Annotated in this window: 17 protein-coding genes; 9 read left to right on the forward strand and 8 right to left on the reverse strand. The window is 37.2% G+C overall.

The annotated features are described in order from the left end of the window. The first annotated feature begins 2 nt into the window (after positions 1-2). Complete coding sequence (locus BLQ00_RS03340; RefSeq protein ID WP_093140499.1) at positions 3-431, forward strand: response regulator; 429 nt, start codon at positions 3-5, stop codon at positions 429-431. A gap of 2 nt (positions 432-433) precedes the next feature. On the opposite strand, the gene BLQ00_RS03345 is transcribed toward BLQ00_RS03340, so the two are convergent. The 5 genes from BLQ00_RS03345 to BLQ00_RS03365 all read right to left on the reverse strand — a co-directional run bounded on the left by BLQ00_RS03345 (position 434) and on the right by BLQ00_RS03365 (position 6,323). Beyond that, entirely contained in the window at positions 434-1,045 is a 612-nt protein-coding gene (locus BLQ00_RS03345) for a lipoprotein signal peptidase (protein ID WP_093140502.1), read from the reverse strand. 66 nt (positions 1,046-1,111) lie between these two features. Beyond that, a complete protein-coding gene (locus BLQ00_RS03350; RefSeq protein WP_139149353.1) occupies positions 1,112-1,735 on the reverse strand; it encodes a hypothetical protein in 624 nt (207 codons plus the stop codon). A 133-nt stretch (positions 1,736-1,868) separates the two neighbouring features. Further along, the gene (locus BLQ00_RS03355) at positions 1,869-2,249 is read right to left on the reverse strand and encodes a TraR/DksA family transcriptional regulator (protein ID WP_093140508.1); all 381 of its coding nucleotides are present in this window, start codon (positions 2,247-2,249) and stop codon (positions 1,869-1,871) included. 4 nt (positions 2,250-2,253) lie between these two features. Beyond that, positions 2,254-5,655, reverse strand: a complete 3,402-nt coding sequence (ileS, locus tag BLQ00_RS03360) for an isoleucine--tRNA ligase (protein ID WP_093140511.1) — start codon at positions 5,653-5,655, stop codon at positions 2,254-2,256. A gap of 155 nt (positions 5,656-5,810) precedes the next feature. Continuing rightward, complete coding sequence (locus BLQ00_RS03365; protein WP_093140514.1) at positions 5,811-6,323, reverse strand: hypothetical protein; 513 nt, start codon at positions 6,321-6,323, stop codon at positions 5,811-5,813. 120 nt (positions 6,324-6,443) lie between these two features. On the opposite strand from BLQ00_RS03365, the gene BLQ00_RS03370 reads away from it, so the two are divergent. From BLQ00_RS03370 to BLQ00_RS03380, 3 genes are all read left to right on the forward strand, one after another. Beyond that, a complete protein-coding gene (locus BLQ00_RS03370; protein WP_139149354.1) occupies positions 6,444-7,355 on the forward strand; it encodes a DUF6268 family outer membrane beta-barrel protein in 912 nt (303 codons plus the stop codon). A gap of 65 nt (positions 7,356-7,420) precedes the next feature. After that, on the forward strand, positions 7,421-7,981 hold the full coding sequence (locus BLQ00_RS03375) for an HNH endonuclease (protein ID WP_229792577.1): 561 nt from the start codon (positions 7,421-7,423) through the stop codon (positions 7,979-7,981). A 3-nt stretch (positions 7,982-7,984) separates the two neighbouring features. After that, a complete protein-coding gene (locus tag BLQ00_RS03380) occupies positions 7,985-8,341 on the forward strand; it encodes a DNA gyrase inhibitor YacG (protein ID WP_093140520.1) in 357 nt (118 codons plus the stop codon). A gap of 10 nt (positions 8,342-8,351) precedes the next feature. Here the strand turns inward: BLQ00_RS03380 and BLQ00_RS03385 are convergent, their stop codons facing one another. Continuing rightward, positions 8,352-8,816, reverse strand: coding sequence for a CBS domain-containing protein (locus tag BLQ00_RS03385; RefSeq protein WP_093140523.1), 465 nt, complete (start codon positions 8,814-8,816; stop codon positions 8,352-8,354). A 117-nt stretch (positions 8,817-8,933) separates the two neighbouring features. Between BLQ00_RS03385 and BLQ00_RS03390 the strand changes: the two genes are divergently transcribed. Further along, complete coding sequence (locus BLQ00_RS03390) at positions 8,934-11,294, forward strand: M28 family peptidase (protein WP_093140526.1); 2,361 nt, start codon at positions 8,934-8,936, stop codon at positions 11,292-11,294. Next, positions 11,287-12,096 (forward strand): NAD(P)-binding domain-containing protein, encoded by an 810-nt coding sequence (locus tag BLQ00_RS03395; protein WP_093140528.1) that lies wholly within the window; start codon positions 11,287-11,289, stop codon positions 12,094-12,096. Before BLQ00_RS03390 ends, BLQ00_RS03395 begins: the two co-directional genes overlap by 8 nt. A gap of 73 nt (positions 12,097-12,169) precedes the next feature. On the opposite strand, the gene BLQ00_RS03400 is transcribed toward BLQ00_RS03395, so the two are convergent. After that, the gene (locus BLQ00_RS03400; RefSeq protein ID WP_093140530.1) at positions 12,170-14,236 is read right to left on the reverse strand and encodes a M13 family metallopeptidase; all 2,067 of its coding nucleotides are present in this window, start codon (positions 14,234-14,236) and stop codon (positions 12,170-12,172) included. 84 nt (positions 14,237-14,320) lie between these two features. Further along, positions 14,321-14,908 (reverse strand): hypothetical protein, encoded by a 588-nt coding sequence (locus BLQ00_RS03405; protein WP_093140532.1) that lies wholly within the window; start codon positions 14,906-14,908, stop codon positions 14,321-14,323. A 113-nt stretch (positions 14,909-15,021) separates the two neighbouring features. Here BLQ00_RS03405 and BLQ00_RS03410 point away from each other — a divergent pair, with 113 nt between their 5' ends. From BLQ00_RS03410 to BLQ00_RS03420, 3 genes are all read left to right on the forward strand, one after another. Next, on the forward strand, positions 15,022-15,969 hold the full coding sequence (locus tag BLQ00_RS03410) for an NAD-dependent epimerase/dehydratase family protein (protein WP_093140534.1): 948 nt from the start codon (positions 15,022-15,024) through the stop codon (positions 15,967-15,969). Between the two features lie 204 nt (positions 15,970-16,173). Beyond that, complete coding sequence (locus tag BLQ00_RS03415) at positions 16,174-18,306, forward strand: TonB-dependent receptor plug domain-containing protein (RefSeq protein WP_093140536.1); 2,133 nt, start codon at positions 16,174-16,176, stop codon at positions 18,304-18,306. Further along, positions 18,303-19,718, forward strand: coding sequence for an HmuY family protein (locus tag BLQ00_RS03420; protein ID WP_093140538.1), 1,416 nt, complete (start codon positions 18,303-18,305; stop codon positions 19,716-19,718). Before BLQ00_RS03415 ends, BLQ00_RS03420 begins: the two co-directional genes overlap by 4 nt. Positions 19,719-19,728 lie beyond the last annotated feature (10 nt).

The raw sequence follows: 19,728 nt of genomic DNA on the forward strand, positions 1-19,728 counted from the left end.
ATATGATGCCAACAGTAAGCCCGATTAAAGTTGCCTGCATTATTGATGATGACGAAATTTATGTACATCTAATCAAAAAGATAATTAAAATGAAAAAATTATCTGAAGAGTTGCTGGTATTTAGCAATGGACAAGAAGCGCTTACATATTTTGAAGCTCTTCCTGAAAAACCAACAGTTTCTGAACAAAACACGTTACCACAAATAATTCTTTTAGACCTTAATATGCCTGTAATGGATGGATGGGATTTCTTAGAAAAATACAAGAATACCGCCTTTTCAAAAAATCCTAAATCGACCCTTTATATTGTTAGCTCGTCTATTGATCCTTACGAAATGGAAAAAGCGAAGTCTATAGATTCGGTGACAGACTATTTAATAAAGCCTATCAGCATTGAACATTTTCAAACTATTTTTAATAAAACTGTTTAAGATTATGCTTCTATCTCCTTTTTAGGAAATGCTCTTTTATTAAAAGCAATTAAAAGTCCAACCCCCGTACTAATAGACATATCTGCGATGTTAAAAACGGGATCGAAAAAGGTAAAAAACTTTCCTCCCCAAAAAGGAAGCCACTCTGGCAAATATCCTTTCCATAAGGGGAAGTATAGCATGTCCACTACTTTTCCATGAAGCAATGTACCGTAGCCTCCATCTGCAGGTAAAAATGTAGCTACTTGATGATGACTGTCGTTAAAGAGCAAGCCGTAAAATACCGAGTCTATAATGTTTCCGAACGCACCTGCAAAAATCAAAGCAATTGCCACGACTAATACCCGCGATGCTTTCTTTCGAACCGAATCCCACAACCAATATCCAATTCCAACGATGGCTATAAGCCTAAAAACGGTTAGAAACAGCTTTCCATATTCTCCCGGGATTTTAGCTCCCCAAGCCATTCCTTCATTTTCAACGAATAGAATCTGAAACCAATCAAACACTTTTACACCGTCGCCTAACGAAAAACTCGTTTTGATATAAACCTTAGATATTTGATCTACCAATAAGACCAAAATGATAATTAAAATCGATTTTTTTAACGACATGCAGTATAAATTAGTAGAAGTATCCTTCTTTCTGTGTGTTTGTAAAGTGACACAAAAATAGGAATATTATTTGGTTTGAAATAGGCCAATTGCACCACTTCTGCTTTCAGCAATAATACGATACATTCCGTTAGAAACAAGTTCATTTTCAACCCTTCCTTTTACCGAATTTGCCGTTCCAGAAACCGTACTATTAGTATATACGGTAATTGCGCCTTTTTGGGTTTTAATTCGGGCGTTTCCTATAAAATCTTGCACCAAACAATTGCCTCCGCGAAGTGTAATAGATAGTAAATCAAAGCTTCCGCTGGCTTTTACTGAAGCTATTTCAGAATTAATTGCAATACTAAAAAATTCAGGTACTATCACCGTCATTTCTATTGAAATTACCTTATGTGCGGCTAATTTGTCATTTTCCGCAGTAAAAAAAGGAATGTACGATGTATCGAGAATAAGTGTTTTATTTTCTTCGGAAGTAGTTACCACCAAGTTCTCGTAGGTTTCACCAGAAATCTTGGTTAAGATGGTAATTTTATCTGTTTTTTCTGAAACAATTGAAATACGAGAAATTGTTTTTGAACTGATAAGAATCCGTTCCAATCCTGAAGCATCGAGCGACTTCTCAACCACTTTTTGTCCATAACTGAAGCTGAACATCAAAAAAAAGCAAAAAGAAACTGTTTTCAACATACGATTCGAGACTCTAGTACACTCTTGAGAGCATACTCATTTAATGGCAGAAATAAAAAGTCACGCTTTGCAGAAGCGAGCAACCAAAAATCCCCTCTCGAGATGAGAAGGGATTTGATGTATACTATATATTTTACTGCATGTTTTTCGCCTCGATGCTCAACGTTGCATGAGGAACTAACTTTAAACGCTCTGGATTAATTAGTTTTCCAGTCACACGGCAAATACCGTAGGTTTTATTTTCAATTCGAATCAATGCATTTTTAAGATCGCGAATAAATTTTTCTTGTCGAATCGCAAGCTGAGATGCCGTTTCTTTCCCCATTACTTCGCTTCCTTCATCAAAGGCTTTAAAAGTTGGTGACGTATCGTCTGTACCATTATTAGTATCGTTTCTGTATGAACTTTCGATCATTTCCAATTGTGCTTTTGCTTTCACAATTTTTTCTTGAATCAATGTCCTGAAACTTTCTAACTCCTTGTCGCTATATCTAACTTTAATGTCTTGCTGCATAATACTAGTGTTTTTTTATTCTCAACATCGTTGTGATATCATCAAAAGCAATTTCTATTCCATTTTCTACTTCTGACTCAAATTGCAACACCTCTGTTAAGGTTTCTTGTTTAATATATTCTAAATTACCTTTCACTGCTTCTTCCAATAATTCATTCGCTTGAATGGTAACCTCTACTCTATCTGTCACTTCAAATCCAGAGTCTTTTCTAATATTCTGAATTCTATTTACCAACTCTCTCGAGATTCCTTCTTTTTTCAACTCCGGACTAATTGTTACGTCCAATGCAACCGTTGTTCCTCCACTATTAGCAACCAACCATCCTTCAATGTCTTGTGAGCTAATTTCAACGTCATCGAGGGTCAATTTAGTATTTTTTTCGTTAAGCAAAATACTAATTTCTCCTTCTTTTTCTAACAAAGAAATTTCTTCTTGTTGAAAACTTGTAATTGCCTGAGCAACAGCTTTCATATCTTTCCCAAAACGTGGTCCTAGCTTTTTGAAATCTGGTTTTATTTGTTTTACCAAAATCCCCGAACCTTCATCAATAAGTTCAATTTCTTTTACGTTTACTTCAGACTTAATTAAATCTGAAACAGCTAAAATTTCATCTCTAGAGGCGTCATCCAAAACGGGGATCATGATTTTTTGAAGTGGCTGACGTACTTTTATTCTTTCTTTTTGTCGTAACGATAATACCAAAGATGATATTGTTTGCGCTTTTTGCATTTTATGCTCTAAAGCACGGTCTATATACGACGGGTTGACCGTAGGGAAGTCACTTAAATGTACTGATTCTTTTCCACTTTTGGAAACCCCATTCGTTAAATCTTTATACAACCGATCCATGAAGAACGGTGCGATTGGCGCCCCCAGCTTTGCAACTGTCTCTAAACAAGTATATAAGGTTTGATATGCCGAAATTTTATCGGTTGCATAACTTCCTTTCCAATAACGTCTTCTGCTTAAACGAACAAACCAATTGCTTAAGTTTTCTTGTACAAATTCTGAAATTACACGTGCTGCCTTGGTAGGTTCATACTCATTATAAGCTTCATCTACATTGGCAATAAGGCTGTGTAATTCTGAAAGAATCCAACGGTCAATTTCTGGGCGTTCTTCCAAAGGAATATCGGCTTCAGAATAATCGAAATTATCTAAATTAGCGTATAAACTGAAGAAGCTATAAGTATTGTAAAGTGTTCCGAAGAATTTATTACGAACCTCACCAATTCCGTCCAAATCAAACTTTAAATTATCCCACGGATTCGCATTGCTAATCATGTACCAACGTGTCGCATCAGGACCATAGGTATCTAACACCTCAAACGGGTCTGCCGCATTTCCTAAACGCTTGGACATTTTCTGTCCGTTCTTGTCTAAAACAAGTCCGTTAGACACTACATTTTTATACGCAACATCATCAAAAATCATGGTTGCAATGGCATGAAGTGTATAAAACCACCCTCTGGTTTGATCTACTCCTTCTGCAATAAAATCGGCTTTACGCCATGTTTTTTCTACTTTCTCTTTATTTTCAAACGGGTAATGCCATTGTGCGTACGGCATACTTCCGCTGTCAAACCAAACATCAATCAAATCGGCTTCACGCTTCATTGGTTTTCCACTTTCAGAAACCAATGTAATTTCGTCGACAATATTTTTATGTAAATCTACTTTGTTGTAATTCTCTTCGGAATAATCGCCTACGACAAAATCTTCAAAAATAGCCTTGTCTAATACCCCTGCTGAAACTGCTTTTTCCATTTCAGCTTTCAACTCTTCGATCGAGCCTACAATAATTTCTTCTGAACCATCTTCTGTGCGCCAAAGAGGTAAAGGGATTCCCCAATAACGAGAACGCGATAAATTCCAATCGTTTGCATTGGCAAGCCAGTTTCCAAAACGCCCTTCACCAGTTGCTTTTGGCTTCCAGTTAATGCCTTTGTTCAATTCAAACATACGGTCTCTAAACTCGGTTACTTTTATAAACCAAGAATCTAACGGATAGTATAAAATAGGCTTATCGGTACGCCAACAATTTGGGTAACTATGGACGTATTTCTCCACCTTAAAGGCTTTGTTCTCTATTTTTAATTTAATGGCAAGCTCTACATCTACACTCTTATCAGGTGCTTCGCCATCTTCATAATATTCGTTTTTAACGTATTTTCCAGCAAATTCGCCCATTTCTGGTCTAAATTTCCCTTGTAAGTTCACCAAAGGAACCAAAAATCCATTTTCATCTTTTACCAATAATGGCGGCACTTCTGGTGTAGCTTCTTTTGCCACTTTCGCATCGTCTGCTCCAAAGGTTGGTGCCGTATGAACAATTCCTGTACCGTCTTCCGTGGTAACAAAATCACCCGCTATGACTCTAAACGCATTTTCTGGGTTGTCATTTGGCAATGCGTAATCTAATAATTGCTCGTATCTAATTTCTAATAAATCGGCTCCTTTAAATTCTTTTAAAACGAAATACGGAATCTTTTTATCCCCTTCAGAAAAGGAAGCTAGCTCCGCTTCAGTTTCAACAGCGACAAACTTTCCAGCAAATTGCTTTCCGACTAAATTTTGAGCCAAAATCACGTTGATAGGTTCAAAGGTGTATTGGTTAAACGATTGTACTAAAACGTAATCTATTTTAGCGCCAACCGTTAATGCTGTATTACTCGGTAAGGTCCAAGGTGTGGTTGTCCAAGCCAATAAATGAATATCTCCAAGACCTTGTAAAATCTCTGGAAGCGTATTGCTTACAGCTTTAAACTGCGCCACAACTGTAGTATCGGTAACGTCTTGATACGTTCCTGGCTGATTTAGCTCATGCGAGCTTAAACCTGTTCCCGCTTTTGGCGAGTAGGGTTGTATGGTGTAGCCTTTGTATATTAAATCTTTTTTGTAAATCTCTTTTAGCAACCACCAAACCGTTTCCATGTATTTAGATTGGTAAGTAACATATGGATCTTCCATATCTACCCAATATCCAACACGCTCGGTTAATTTATGCCACACATCGGTATAACGCATCACCGCTTTTCTACAGGCTGCGTTGTAATCTTCAACAGAAATGGTTTTTCCAATGTCCTCTTTGGTAATTCCAAGTTCTTTTTCAACCCCTAGTTCAATGGGTAATCCGTGGGTGTCCCAACCTGCTTTACGATCTACTTTAAATCCTTTTTGCGTTTTGTAACGACTAAAAATATCTTTGATAGCGCGTCCCATAACGTGATGGATTCCTGGCATTCCGTTAGCAGAAGGGGGTCCTTCAAAAAACACAAAAGGTTCGCTTCCTTCACGAATGGCAATACTCTTTTCGAAAATAGTTTCTTTATTCCAAAAATCGAGTATCTCGTCTGCTAGTTTAGGAAGGTCTAAGCCTTTGTATTCCTTAAATTTTGTGCTCATAAATTGTTGCCTTTCAATAAGGTTGCGAAAATACTAAATTTTAAGTAAAAAGTAGCTACAACCCTTATTTAGAACTGTGATTTAATGTTGTGGTAAAATTGAACAAAAAACGCCACCCAAATTGGGTGGCGTTTCTGTATTTAATTGAATGTTTTTTACTGTCTTGTGAAGCGTAATTCTTCGGTATAAAGATATGTATCACCATTAGAGCTTGAAGCTTCTTCCAAACGTAATTGTAATTCATTCTCATTAAAAACAGTTACTTGATACGTCTCTCCGTCCAAAATTAATAATGATGTTGAAGCAGAAACAGAATAACCAGCAGTTTCATTTGAAATTACAATAATTTGTGAATCTTCTTCTGTTGTTTCTCCATTAACAACTACAGTGTAGGTTTCTCTAAACTCACCATCTACAGTATATGTTCCATTTTCAGAAAAAATAAAATCTACTTGAAAAGTGTCTCCTGTTGACGTTGTAGTTGTTGCAACTTCGTAACCATTAATAATAGTTGTTTCAACTTCTGTACTTACAAAATAATTAAGAGAATAGGTGCCTTCTAAGTTTGCTTTGTTATATACAAATTCATTTGCGCCATCGTCGTCACTTTTACAGCTTACAATTGAAAGCGCTACAAATAAGACGGCTACTATTTTTGATAATTTCATGGGTTTGTTATTTTTATTTGGCAAATATAAGATGTTTTTCTTCAGAATGAACATTCAATAAATGAATCTATGCTAGTAAATGGATTTTTATATCTTTAACTGAACCAACAAACTACCCCTTTGAGAAAATTTCTTATCGTTCTATTTCTTTTACCTTGCTTCGGAAATGCCCAGAATTATGTGGATCTTTTAAAGATTGGCTACGGACAAACATTCAGTAACAATTTTGAAAATACCAACAGTAGCACCCATGTTTCTTTTTCTGAAGCTGACGTAACGGTGCCTGTTGTACTTTCTGAAAACAATGCTTTCATTACGGGAATTGGCTTTAGTCAAACCCGATTACAGTTGTTTCCTGAAGCTGAAAATAAAAACCTTTACAGTACTACATTAAAAATTGGGTTGGCAACAACCTACAACGATACTTGGAGTTCTACTGTGGTATTGCTCCCTAAAATTGCTTCAGATTATGCAGCTGTTTCTGGCGATGACTTTTATATGGGTGGTTTTGGAGTTGTGAAATTTCAAAAGACAAAAAATTTAAAATATCGTTTTGGAGTTTATGCGACTATGGAAGCTTTCGGACTCTTTACAACCCCGATTATTGGTTGGTATTATTTAAGTGAAAATAAAAAATTTGAAATGGACGTCTCCTTGCCCATTTCGGTAGACGCAAGTTATGCGTTAGGAAAAACGTCTGTTGGATTCGATTACTACGGAATAGGACGCAGTTTCGCTTTTACTGAAAACAATACTTCACTATATGTAGACCAAAGTTCGTTAGAGTTTTCTGGGTATGTTCAATATGCAATGCTTCAGAAAAGCATTTTAATTCGCGGAAAAATTGGATATGCAACAAGTAATAATGAAGTATATGCAAAAGACGACACCATCGACTTAGGTGTTTCAGCTTTTAGTTTTGGCGACAATAGAATCCTCTTAAATCCAGATCTTAATGGGGGTGCTTTTTTAAAGCTTGAAGCCGTTTATAGATTCAATTTACCCGCTAAACAACTGGAAAACAAGCCATAAAATCCTATTTGTGTACAACCGAGAGATTTTATTATCTTTGGGCTAACTCCCTAATAAATTAAACATTGATAATCAATTTAAGAAATGAAGTCTGGAAAGACTACAAAAAGGACATTTGGCGCGATAATGAAATTTTTAAAATCTCGAACTACGGTCGAGTCTTGCGCTTTAAGTACAACCCTGACGGTGAATTAATGAAATTATACTCCTTAGGAGGATATTTTGTTTTTTCGTGCCTTAAAAAAGAAGGCAAAACAGATCTAGTCTATGTACATCGTGCAGTAGCTGAGCTTTTTCTAGAACCTGTAGAAGGCGGAATTTATGTGATTCACAAAAATTTTGACAAAGCCGATAACAATGCTACTAACTTGCAATTTGTAGATAGAAAGCAATTGTTTGCGCATAACAAGACAAATCCCGCAGTTATTAAAGCGAAGGAAAAAGCCTTGTTAAATCCAAAATATTCTAAGCTGTCTGCAGGAAAAGTACGAATGATTAAACGGAAAATTTTTGATCCCAATCGAAAAACTAGAATGCGACTTATCGCAAAACAGTTTGGAATTTCAGAGATGCAACTCTACCGGATTAAATCTGGTGAAAATTGGGGGCATATTGTAGATTACTAGTCCATGGAAAAAAGTTGTCCCGAATGCGGCAATAAGATTATTGGTCGTGCAGACAAAAAGTTTTGCAGCGACGCATGTCGTAATGCGCATAATAATACGCTCAATAAAGACAACAAAAACCTTGTACGAAACATCAACAATAGGCTTCGAAAAAACTATCGCATCCTTGAAAAATTAAATACAAAAGACAAAACTAAAACCACAAAAGAAAAATTACTTCGTTTGGGTTTTAGTTTTGACTATTTTACAAGTATTTACACCACAAAAACAGGGTCAACCTATTTTTATCTGTACGATCAAGGTTATTTACCACTAGATAATGATTATTATTTATTGGTAAAACGTGAAGGTGGACTTTAAAAAAGTGGCACTATTTCCAAGTTTGCCCTTTAAGTTTTAAAGCGGCAATTAAAACATCCTTTTGGCTAATTTGCCCAACTAGTTTCCCGTTTTCTAAAATGGGAAATCGTCTGTGTTTGGATTCTAAAAATTTATTGGCGGCATCAAACACATTCATGTTTCCATCAATGGTTTCTACATTTGTAGCCATGTGTTTTTCTACAGTTACATCTTCTAGTGGATGGTTGTAGTATCTACTTTCGCTAATTTGTTTGATACAATCTCCTTCAGAAATAACACCAATCAATTCATTGTTTTCATTAACTACAGGCCCTCCCGAAATCTTTTTTGAAATTAAAACCGTCATCACTTCCATCACACTTTGTTCAGGTCGAAAAGTGGTTAAATTTCTTGTCATATAATCTGCCACTGTAATTTGCTCTTCACCTCCTTTTGTCGGCTTGGCTCTTTTTCCCATAAAACTTTTAATTCCCATACTGTTCGATTTTAACTCTCTAATATACTGAAAATTAAGATACGAAATTTTTGTTTATTTCTGAAGGCAACTAGATTTATCAGAAAATTGTACTTTTAAAATCTAATTAACCTCCTCATGAATAAATCGTATCCTTTTCTATCATTCCTTCTCATAGTAGGATTACTTTATTACAGTTTTTACAGTTTAATGCCCGCAAAAGGAACTGACGCCTCTATTTCTGAAACGGAATTCTCTACTGAGCGCGCGTTGGTACCCTTACAAGAAATTAGCAAAGCTCCGCATTACTTCGGAACACAAGAGCACGAGCGAGTTGGGTTATACCTAGAAAATCAACTAAAATCGCTTGGTCTTGAAACACAAATACAAGAAGGTTTTGTTTTAGACGCAGCTTCTAAAAATCTAGACAAACCTAAAAACATTATGGGCCGCCTTAAAGGCTCTGGAACAGGAAAAGCACTCTTGCTCTTGTCACATTACGATAGTGCCTTAGTACCTTCGTATGGTGCCAGCGACGCAGGAAGTGGCGTGGTTACGATTCTTGAAAGTATGCGTGCTTATATCGCTAGCGGAAAAACACCCGTAAACGACATTATTGTTTTATTTACCGATTGCGAAGAAATTGGACTTGACGGCGCTAATTTATTTGTTAACGAACATCCGTGGGCAAAAGATGTCGGATTTGTAATGAATTTTGAAGCTCGCGGAAGCGGAGGTCCTAGTGTTATGATTTTAGAATCGAATGCTGGAAATGCAAACCTTATCAATGCTTTTATTGAAGCAAACCCTGAATACCCTGTAGCGTCTTCTTTAATGTACAGTGTGTACAAAATTCTTCCAAACAGTACCGACTCTACTATTTTTAGAGTAGATGGAAACATAGACAGTTTCTTTTTCGCCTTTATAGACGATCATTTCGATTACCATACCGCCAATGATACGATTGAAAATTTAGACATTGAAACCCTACAACACCAAGGAAGTTATTTGCTGCCGTTGTTGCATTATTTTGCCGATGCCGATCTTTCAAATTTAAAATCAGATCAAGATGATGTCTATGTCAACCTTCCGTTTGTGAAAATGATTCACTATCCATTTTCTTGGATTTTGCCTTCAGTACTTATTGCTACGGCTTTATTTTTACTGCTTCTTTTCTTCGGAATTAAAAACAAGAAACTTACACTCGCCGGAATTGGAAAAGGATTTATTCCTTACCTACTTTCTTTAATTGGCTGCGGAATTGTAGGTTATTTTGGTTGGGTTTTACTTCTGAAACTGTATCCTCAATACCATGAAATTCAGCACGGATTTAAATACAACGGTCATAGTTACATCGCCTTTTTTGTATTGCTATCGCTCGGAATCCTTTTTTGGATGTATCGAAAATTTTCAGAAAAAGACAAACCTGCAAATCTATTTATTGCACCGATAACACTATGGTTGGTTATTAATGCAGCGGTATTCGCCTATTTAAAAGGTGCTGGCTATTTTATAATTCCCGTGTATTTTGGATTGGCAGCATTGTGGATTTTAATCCGTCAAGAAAAGCCAAACTTACTAGTAATGGTGCTTCTTGGCACACCCGCCATCTTTTTATACGCGCCGCTTATTCAGTTTTTTCCAGTCGCATTGGGCTCTGAAATGGTGGTCATTGCCTGTATCTTTACGGTCTTACTTTTCGGATTGCTACTTCCTGTATTTGGCTTTTATAGAAACAAAGGCTTTTTAGGCGCTATTTGCTTCATTGCCGCACTTTTCTTTTTTCTGAAAGCTCATTTTACAAGTGATTTTTCTGAAACTCGCCAAAAACCAAATAGTTTAATTTATTACCAAAATGTAGATGATGGCACTTCGTATTGGGCAACTTACGACACTATGTTAGACGACTGGACGAAAGGTTATTTAGGTAGTAACCCTACAAAAGCTTCCGAGTTTATTCCTGCAGTTTCTAGAAGCAAATACAACAAAGGATATACGTATGCTTCAGAAGCACCTCAAAAGAAAATCCCTTCGTTTGAAACAGTACTACAAAAAGATACGCTTATCGATTCGTACCAAGCGGTCACCTTTACTATTTTTCCGAAGCGCGCTGTCAACCAAATCGGTCTTTATGTAGACAAAAGTATTACCTTTCAATCCTTACGATTTAACGGAAAAGAAGTTCCGAAAGACAGCACTGGAAATGTATACAGCAACAGAACTAATAATGAGATATTGCGATATTACATTGCCGATAGAGATTCACTAGAGGTATCGTACACTATTGCTCCAAAAACTGAGGTTACATTTACAGCCTTAGAATACTCTTTCGACTTGCTGACCAATACACAATTTACTATAAACAAACGTCCAAAAAATACCATGCCGAAACCCTTTGTTGTTACCGATGCAATTGTCTTAAAAAAGACATTTTCTGTTGCATCCATGCAAAAACAAACAAACGATAGCATCGCAGAAATCCCCCTTTTAAATGAGTAAAACAATCGCAATTGCTGGCCTTGGATGGCTAGGAAGCCCTTTGGCACAACACTTACAATTTTTAGGATACCGCGTTAAAGGATCGGTTACAACCCTAGAAAAAGCAACATCCTTTCAAAAAAAAGGAGTGGATGCTTATGCGGTAGAGATTTCGGAAGAAGGAGTTTCGGGTTCGGTACAAGCGTTTCTTTCGGAAACGGACTGCCTTATAATTATGATTCCGCCGGGCTTGCGAAGAAATACAGGTGCCGATTTTGTGTTGAAAATGGCGCATTTTTTAACTGAAATAGAAAAAGCTTCTGTACCAAAAGTAATACTCGTGAGTAGCACTTCTGTGTATGATGATGCCCAAGGTGATGTAAACGAAAAAATACTTCCGAAGCCTTCTACGCAAGCCGGAAAGCAACTTTTACAAGTAGAACAACTTTTCTTTACTTCCGATAAATTTAAAACAAGTATTGTCCGTTTTGGAGGATTGTTTGGCGGTAGCAGACAGCCAGCACGTTACTTGGCAGGTAGAGAAAACTTGAATGATGGAAACGCTCCTGTGAATTTAATTCATAGAGATGATTGTATTGCCATACTTTCCGAAGTATTAAAAAAGGATGCTTTCGGACATCTTTTTAATGCCGTAACCCCCCAACATCCCTCAAAAGAAGACTACTATACCAAACAAACCAAAGCCTTAGGATTAACGCCTCCAACCTTTGCAGCGCCCATCGATGGGGAAGTATTCAAAAAAGTAGATTCGGTAACCATACCAGAGATTTTAAACTATCGTTTTAAGTATCGTTTGTCATAAAGAACAACTCTTATATAAAACAAAAAAGACCCGCCATTTGGCAGGTCTTTTTTTGTCTAGTAGTTAAATACGATTACCAGATACGTACTCTGTTTTCTGGTGCTACGTACATCGGATCTCCTTCTTTAATATCGAACGCTTCGTAAAAAGCATCTACATTTTTAAGAGGCTCAGTAGCTCTAAAGCGACCTGGAGAGTGTGGGTCTGTTTTTATTTGGTTGCGTAATGACTCATCACGTTGCTTTGTTCTCCAAACAGTTGCCCAACTCATAAAGAAACGTTGCTCAGCAGTTAAACCATCAATATCTTCTGGTCTTCCAATTTCTTTATACAAACGTTGCAACCCATCGTAAGCAGCTAATACACCACCTAAGTCACCAATGTTTTCTCCTAAGGTAAATTTACCGTTGATAAATACACTGTCTAAAACTTCAACACTATCGTATTGAGCAGCCAATGCATTTCCTCTTTCTGTAAAGTTCACTAAATCAGCTTCCGTCCACCAGTTTACAAGGTTTCCATCTGCGTCAAAACGAGAACCACTATCGTCAAAAGCGTGTGAAATCTCGTGTCCGATTACAGCTCCAATTCCACCGTAGTTTACAGCGTCGTCTGCTAAGTAATCATAGAAAGGTGGTTGTAAAATAGCTGCAGGAAATACAATCTCATTGTTAAAAGGATTGAAATATGCGTTTACAGTTTGTGGAGACATTCCCCATTCTGTACGATCTACTGGCTCGTCGATATCGTCTAAATTGTCTTTGAAAGCCCAATTTCCAACAGCAACCATATTATCGTAATAGCTAGCTCCTGGCTTCACATCCATTGTTGAATAGTCTTCCCATTTGTCAGGGTATCCAATTTTTACGGTGAATTTGTCTAATTTCTCAACAGCTTTAATTTTAGTGCTATCGCTCATCCAATCTAATGCATTGATACGGTCTTTATAAGCAGCAATTACATTTGCAATCATTGTTTCAGCTTTCGCTTTTGCTTCTGGAGGAAACATTTCGTCAACATATAATTTCCCTAAAGCTTCACCAACGGTTCCGTTTACAGTGCTTAGTGCACGCTCATCTGCTGGCTTTTGTGCTTTTGATCCATTCAACGTTTTGCTGTAGAAATCCCAGTTTGCTTTTTCAATATCTGTAGAAAGCATACTAGCAGCACCGTTAAGTGTTGACCAACGCATTACTGTTTTCCAAGTTGCTACATCTCCTTCGTTCAGAATTTTTTCAACAACATCCATATAGGCAGGTTGCATAACGATTACAGTGTCTAATTTTTTAGTTACCCCCATATCCTTAAAGGCTTGTTCCCATTGAATAGCCGGCGCCATTTTTTGAAGTTCAGCGATAGAACGTGGATTGTTAAAGTTTCTGAAATCTCTACTTGCAACTTTATCCAATCTTGGAACTGCTAATCTTGTTTCGAATGCTAAAATAGTTTCTGCTTGTGCACGAGCATCTGCTTCGCTATCTCCTAAAAACTGAAGCATTCTAGTTACGTGATCTACATACTGACCTCTAATCTCTACAGATTTAGCATCTGTATTTGTGTAAAAATCTCTGTCTGGCAATCCAAGACCTCCTGGAGTAACATATGCTGAGTTCATTGCACTATTGCTTGGATTAGAAAAAGCAGCAACTCCTAAAAATGGTTGTCCAACAGTAACAGCATCTTTTGTCATTACACTTTGGAAATCGGCCACATTAGTAATGCTTGCGATTTTATCTAAAGCTGGTTGTAATGGTTTTACTCCTGCTTCATTTCTTGCTACTGTATCTAACTCTGAAGAGAAAATAGCTAAGGCTTTTGCTTGGTCTGTATCTGCAGCATACGCGCCACTTTTCTCGGCTTTTTCAATAATTTTTAAAACATCTTGTGCTGTAGATTTACGCAATACACCAAAACCACCCCAACGAACTTCATCGTCTGGAATTTCAGTATTTTTCATCCAATTACCGTTTACGTAATTGTAAAAATCCTGTTTAGGACTTACAGTTGTGTCCATATTTGAAAGGATAATTCCTCTCTCTACGTCGTCTGCTTTCGCCATTTTCTTGTCGTTGTTACACGCAGTAAAGGCAGAAACAACAACAGCAGCAGCTACAGCCGATTTCAAAATATTAGTTTTCATTGTTAAGATTGGTTTTTGGTTTATAAATTCTTAAAAACTAGTGATACCTTGTGTATAAGTAGTTTTATTTTTATTTCGTTACACTTAATTGGATAAATTATCTTTTAGTTCAGATTGATAGACTGAGTCTAAAAATTGTTTTTGTTTTTCTAACTCCTTCTTTTCATCATCTTTTCGCTGAAAATCGATATTGTCTTTCTGAAACTTCTCGTTTATCTGAATAATTAAGTTGTTTGTTGCGGTATTCATTTCAGCAATTTGTGTTTGCAATCGAGCAGAGTCTACTTGTCCCATAAATAGCTCTTGCTTTAATATAGAAGCCCTTGTTTTTACAACCATCACTCTTGAAGTTATTGCCTCTGTTTTTAAGGTATCTGGAATTCGCTTGGAAAGGGAATCAACCTGCAATACAAGTCGCTCACTTTTTTCTTTAAGACTTTCAATCGTGCTTCCGTTTAAATTTTTTGCTTCTTTTTCAAAATCTTCAAAAGCACCCCATTGCATCATGTACATTTTGGCATTTTCAGAAAGTGATGTGAATACGGTTTTTTTACTTCCGAAGAGAGAAGAAGTAGTCTTAACATCTTGATTGCTAACGTTATCTTCTGAAGTATTTTCACAAGAAACCAACAACAAGGTTGATAAAATAATAAGAAGAGGTAAAAACTTCATTATAAGCTGCGCATTGTGGTGCAAATATAATTTTTATCATGGCATTGTAGGGTATATTTAAGAAAGAATTAGGAGAGAATATCGCTATATTTGCCCCGCATAATACCCATTTTATGAAAAAAAGAATTCTTATCATTGGAGCTTCAGGTCAAATAGGAACTGAACTTACTGCATATCTACGTTCGAAGCACGGAAGCCATAAAGTAATTGCGAGCGATATAAAAGAAGGAAACCAAGAGTTGATGGAGAGCGGTCCTTTCGAAATATTAGACGCAATGGACTATAATGCCATTCAAGATGTTGTAATACGACACGAAATTACCGATGTGTATTTAATGGCTGCAATGCTTTCGGCAACTGCTGAAAAATTTCCAATGAAAGCATGGAATTTGAATATGAATTCACTGTTTCACGTGCTAAATCTGGCGAAGGATAATAAAATTGAAAAAATATTTTGGCCTTCAAGTATTGCTGTTTTTGGACCCACAACTCCGAAAACAAATACCCCACAGCGAACCATTATGGAACCTTCTACCGTATATGGCATTAGCAAACAAACGGGGGAACGCTGGTGTGAATATTACTTCAACAAATATGGTGTCGATGTTCGAAGTATTCGATACCCTGGTTTAATTAGCTACAAAACAATGCCTGGTGGCGGAACTACAGATTATGCGGTAGATATTTACCACAAAGCATTGAAACACAATAAATATATCTGCTTTTTAAATGCTGAAACTACTTTACCTATGATGTTTATGGATGATGCAATACAAGCTACCGTAAACATTATGGAAGCTGACGAATCTGACATTCATGTTCGCAATTCATACAATCTTGCCGGACTTAGTTTTAATCCTGAAGAAATAACAGCGAGTATTCAAAAGCACCTTCCCGACTTTTCTATTGAGTATGAAGCTGATTTTAGACAAGAAATTGCCGACTCATGGCCACAAAGTATTGACGATACCGAGGCCCGTAAAGACTGGGGGTGGGAACATAAAGTCTCCTTAGATGAAATGACTGGAATTATGCTGAAAAATTTGAAAGATCAGTACTAAATTCTTCTTCCATACCAACGTAAAAGGGCTGCACAAAATGCAGCTCTTTTTTTATATCTAATATTTTGTTTTTAAAAAAAAGCCCTTATCACTTCATAAAGGCGCGGATATCATTGAATTAAAAAATAAACAAAAAAAACATTATTTTTATTTATTCTAAATAAGAATAATGTTATAGTTTTGCATCGAACAATTTAAAATGCGATGAAAAACACAAGCTTTTTACTTCTTTTTACACTCTCTACCATTCGTGTGTTTTCTCAAAATCAGCCTATTAAAGACACAACCACCGTTGAAAAACTGAACGAAGTAGTGGTAACCGGGCAACTGAATCCGCAAGCTGTGTCTAAATCGGTTGTGGAAGTAAAAGTGATTTCTCGTAGCGATATAGAGCGTCAAGGAGGAAACAATCTCGCCGATGTTTTAAATAGCACACTTAATATAAATATCACTCCAAACACAGCTACAGGGAAAAGTGGCGTGAGCCTTTTTGGATTAGACGGGCAGTATTTTAAAGTATTAATGGATAACATTCCAATTATTAATGAAGAAGGCGTCGGTAACAACACAGATCTTACCCTTATTAACATCGAAGACATAGAGCGCATTGAAATTGTGGAAGGTGCCATGGGGGTTCAATATGGCGCCAATGCGGTTTCAGGAATTATCAATATTATCACCAAAAAAGGGTCTAAAAACGACTGGGACATTACAGCTTCGGTTCAAGAAGAGACCATTGGGAGCGAATACGAATGGTTTGACAAAGGCCGCCATATTCAAACCCTAAAAATTGGGCATAATTTTTCGGAAAACTTCTATGCCAATGCTTCTTTTACCCGTAATGATTTTGGCGGATTTTGGAACGACAAACAAGGCGAGAATTACGATGCGAACGACGGACTTCGGGGTCATGAGTGGCTTCCAAAATTGCAACACAATGCAAAAGCAGTTTTGTCGTACGAAAAAGAAAATATCAAATTGTTTTATCGTTTTGATTACTTAACGGAAACCATCGATAATTTTAGTGAGAATGTTGACCTTAATGAAAATCCGGCGACAGCAACCACCAATCCGACAGCGCAAGATGAAATATACACTAACAATCGTTTTTACCATCATTTGAATGCTTCCGGAAGTTTGTTTTCGAAAATTCCTTACAACATTTCTGTATCGTACCAAGAACAAACTAAAGATTTAGAGCGTTACACATATTACATTCGTAGGCAACAAAGAGAAAATGTTGAAGAGGGCGAGTACCAAAGTAGAAGTGCGTTCTTTTCACGAGGGACCTTCAGTAATATTATTCAAACTGAAACGGCAAACCTTCAGTTAGGATACGAGTTAACCAACGAAAAAGGGACAGGCTCGTCCGTAGCCATTGTGATTGCACCCGGCGAAGAAGAAATTACTCAAAAACTCGATAATTACGATTTTTTCGCAGCTTCAGAATGGCAACTTACCCAGCGATTATCGCTACGCCCTGGCGCTCGTGTGTCTTTCAGTAATTTGTTCGACACTCAATATATTGGTTCTTTAAGTGCAAAACAAACCTTGGGAGATGATTGGGAAGTCCGCGGTATTATTGGCTCTGCAAACAGAACCCCTAGTTATGATGAGCTCTACACCTATTTTGTGGATGTGAATCATAACGTACAAGGAAATCCCGAACTGAATCCCGAAAAAGGGATCTCTACATTTTTACACATCAAGAAAAATTCAACACTTTCCGAAGGGAAAATTCGACTTAAAAACAAGCTTAGTTTTAACTATTTAGGCCTACAAGATCGCATCGAACTTATCGTAGTACAACAAAATCCGTTGGCGTATCAATACAGCAACATTGACAATTATAAGGCGATTGGTGCTTTTTCTGAAAATGAAATTTACTTCGGAAACTTTAAAGGACAACTAGGCGCTTCTGTGCAAGGAATCTCGAAAGTTTTAGACAGCAGGACAGACAGCAATGATGACTTTTTATTCAACCTTCAGCTGAATGCAAATGTGTCGTATTCCCTTCCCAAATACCGAACTACTTTTTCGTTGTTCTTTAAGCATATTGGCGAACAACAACAATTTGTAGAAAAAACAAATGATGAAGGAAATCAAGAATTTGTTGCCGGAACCACTGAAGCGTATAGTTGGTTGGATGCAACGATCAACAAATCATTTTTCAGCAAAAAACTAACCACGACCCTAGGCGCTCGGAATATTTTCGACATCACGGCTGTAAATACAACCGCTTTTGAAGGCGGAGCTCATAACAGTCCTGCAACTCAAATTCCGTTGGGCTACGGAAGGTCTTTCTTTTTAAAACTAACCTATAACATATCACTATGAAACCGTTTTCACTAAAATTAAAACCTGCTTTTTTATGCTTGCTCGCAGCGGCTTTATTTATTTCGTGTAGTGAAGATGATTCGGTAACCACTGCAACTCCTTTTGTGGTCGCTTTTGAAAATCTTTCTGCAAATATTAGCGATATAGAAACCTCTAAAACCCTTTCGTTGGTGTATTCTGAAACTGCTACGGTACAGGGAAGTTTTGAAGTTTCAATCGTATCGACCAATGCCATTTATGGGGTCGATTTTACCACCGAACCTGCTGCGGAAGGAAGTACAATTACACTTCCTATTGAAGCTTCAGAAAATGGAAAAAGCATTGTTTTCAACAAACTTAATCCGACGCTAGACGAAACGGTAACGATAGAATTAAACATTTCAGCAATACATTACCCTTCTTCTGTAATACAGGGAAATACGCGGTTTTTATTTGGAAATACGCCTGCATTAGGAACAGGATATAGCCCGAATGTTGGTGGACCCAATCAGCAAAACCAAGTGTATATCGATTTAAGCAGTGAAGCTGAAACGGTGGTACAAAGAGACACTTGGGACTTAGGTTTTTACGCAGGAGATGAGTTTCGAGTAGGTATTAACGGTGCAATTTATATGGCAACTGCCCAATTAGAAAGTACCGACATCGATGCTATATCGGAAGCTGATGTAACCGATTTACAACCACAAGTTGCTGTAGGAACCTTTGATCCCGACAATGTTGCGTACATAGATCATCCCGATGGGGCAATTACAAAAACAGCCATTGCTTCCATTAGCGCTACCGAAGCTGAAAACAAAGTATATCTCGTAAATCTAGGATACACCGTTGGAACAGATGCTCCAGAACCAGGAAGTGTGGCTGTTGCAGGAAGCGCAAGAGGTTGGAAAAAAATTAGAGTGTTGCGTCAAGGAGATGATTACCTGTTGCAATATGCAAACCTCAACGATACGACACATGAAGAGGTTGTGATTTCAAAAAATGAAGGGTATAATTTTACATTCTTCAGTTTTGATACTGAAAATGTGGTTACTGCCGAACCACGAGCCGATCAATGGGATCTCAATTTTACCGTGTTTACGAACATTATAGACGGTGCCGGATCGTATGGTTTTTCAGACGGTGTGTTGCACAACAGCAAGGGAGGCGTCACCGCTTACAGTGTGGAAACAACTGCGTTCGATTACGATACTTTTTCGGCTTCGGATGTGGTTCTGAATAATTTTGAGCAAGACCAACGTGTGATTGGAAGTACGTGGCGCGATGTCATCAACGATGATAAAGTGCTTATCGATACTATTTTTTACATCCTAAAAGACGCGAACGGAAATTTATACAAATTAAAATTTACCTCCTTACTCAACGAAAATGGGGAACGCGGGTTTCCAGAATTTAAATACAATCTTTTACAATAAATCAACAAAC

This window comes from Ulvibacter litoralis (assembly GCF_900102055.1).
In the GTDB taxonomy this organism is placed as follows: Bacteria; Bacteroidota; Bacteroidia; order Flavobacteriales; family Flavobacteriaceae; genus Ulvibacter; species Ulvibacter litoralis.

What these genes read in the sequence shown, in the direction of transcription:
- BLQ00_RS03340 (WP_093140499.1), top strand. Translation starts at nt 3, where the DNA reads ATGATGCCAACAGTAAGCCCGATTAAAGTTGCCTGCATTATTGATGAT.
- BLQ00_RS03415 (WP_093140536.1), top strand. Translation starts at nt 16,174, where the DNA reads ATGAAAAACACAAGCTTTTTACTTCTTTTTACACTCTCTACCATTCGT.
- BLQ00_RS03420 (WP_093140538.1), top strand. Translation starts at nt 18,303, where the DNA reads ATGAAACCGTTTTCACTAAAATTAAAACCTGCTTTTTTATGCTTGCTC.
- BLQ00_RS03410 (WP_093140534.1), top strand. Translation starts at nt 15,022, where the DNA reads ATGAAAAAAAGAATTCTTATCATTGGAGCTTCAGGTCAAATAGGAACT.
- BLQ00_RS03395 (WP_093140528.1), top strand. Translation starts at nt 11,287, where the DNA reads ATGAGTAAAACAATCGCAATTGCTGGCCTTGGATGGCTAGGAAGCCCT.
- BLQ00_RS03385 (WP_093140523.1), bottom strand. Translation starts at nt 8,816, where the DNA reads ATGGGAATTAAAAGTTTTATGGGAAAAAGAGCCAAGCCGACAAAAGGA.
- BLQ00_RS03400 (WP_093140530.1), bottom strand. Translation starts at nt 14,236, where the DNA reads ATGAAAACTAATATTTTGAAATCGGCTGTAGCTGCTGCTGTTGTTGTT.
- BLQ00_RS03355 (WP_093140508.1), bottom strand. Translation starts at nt 2,249, where the DNA reads ATGCAGCAAGACATTAAAGTTAGATATAGCGACAAGGAGTTAGAAAGT.
- BLQ00_RS03390 (WP_093140526.1), top strand. Translation starts at nt 8,934, where the DNA reads ATGAATAAATCGTATCCTTTTCTATCATTCCTTCTCATAGTAGGATTA.
- BLQ00_RS03345 (WP_093140502.1), bottom strand. Translation starts at nt 1,045, where the DNA reads ATGTCGTTAAAAAAATCGATTTTAATTATCATTTTGGTCTTATTGGTA.
- BLQ00_RS03405 (WP_093140532.1), bottom strand. Translation starts at nt 14,908, where the DNA reads ATGAAGTTTTTACCTCTTCTTATTATTTTATCAACCTTGTTGTTGGTT.
- BLQ00_RS03365 (WP_093140514.1), bottom strand. Translation starts at nt 6,323, where the DNA reads ATGAAATTATCAAAAATAGTAGCCGTCTTATTTGTAGCGCTTTCAATT.
- BLQ00_RS03350 (WP_139149353.1), bottom strand. Translation starts at nt 1,735, where the DNA reads ATGTTGAAAACAGTTTCTTTTTGCTTTTTTTTGATGTTCAGCTTCAGT.
- ileS (WP_093140511.1), bottom strand. Translation starts at nt 5,655, where the DNA reads ATGAGCACAAAATTTAAGGAATACAAAGGCTTAGACCTTCCTAAACTA.
- BLQ00_RS03380 (WP_093140520.1), top strand. Translation starts at nt 7,985, where the DNA reads ATGGAAAAAAGTTGTCCCGAATGCGGCAATAAGATTATTGGTCGTGCA.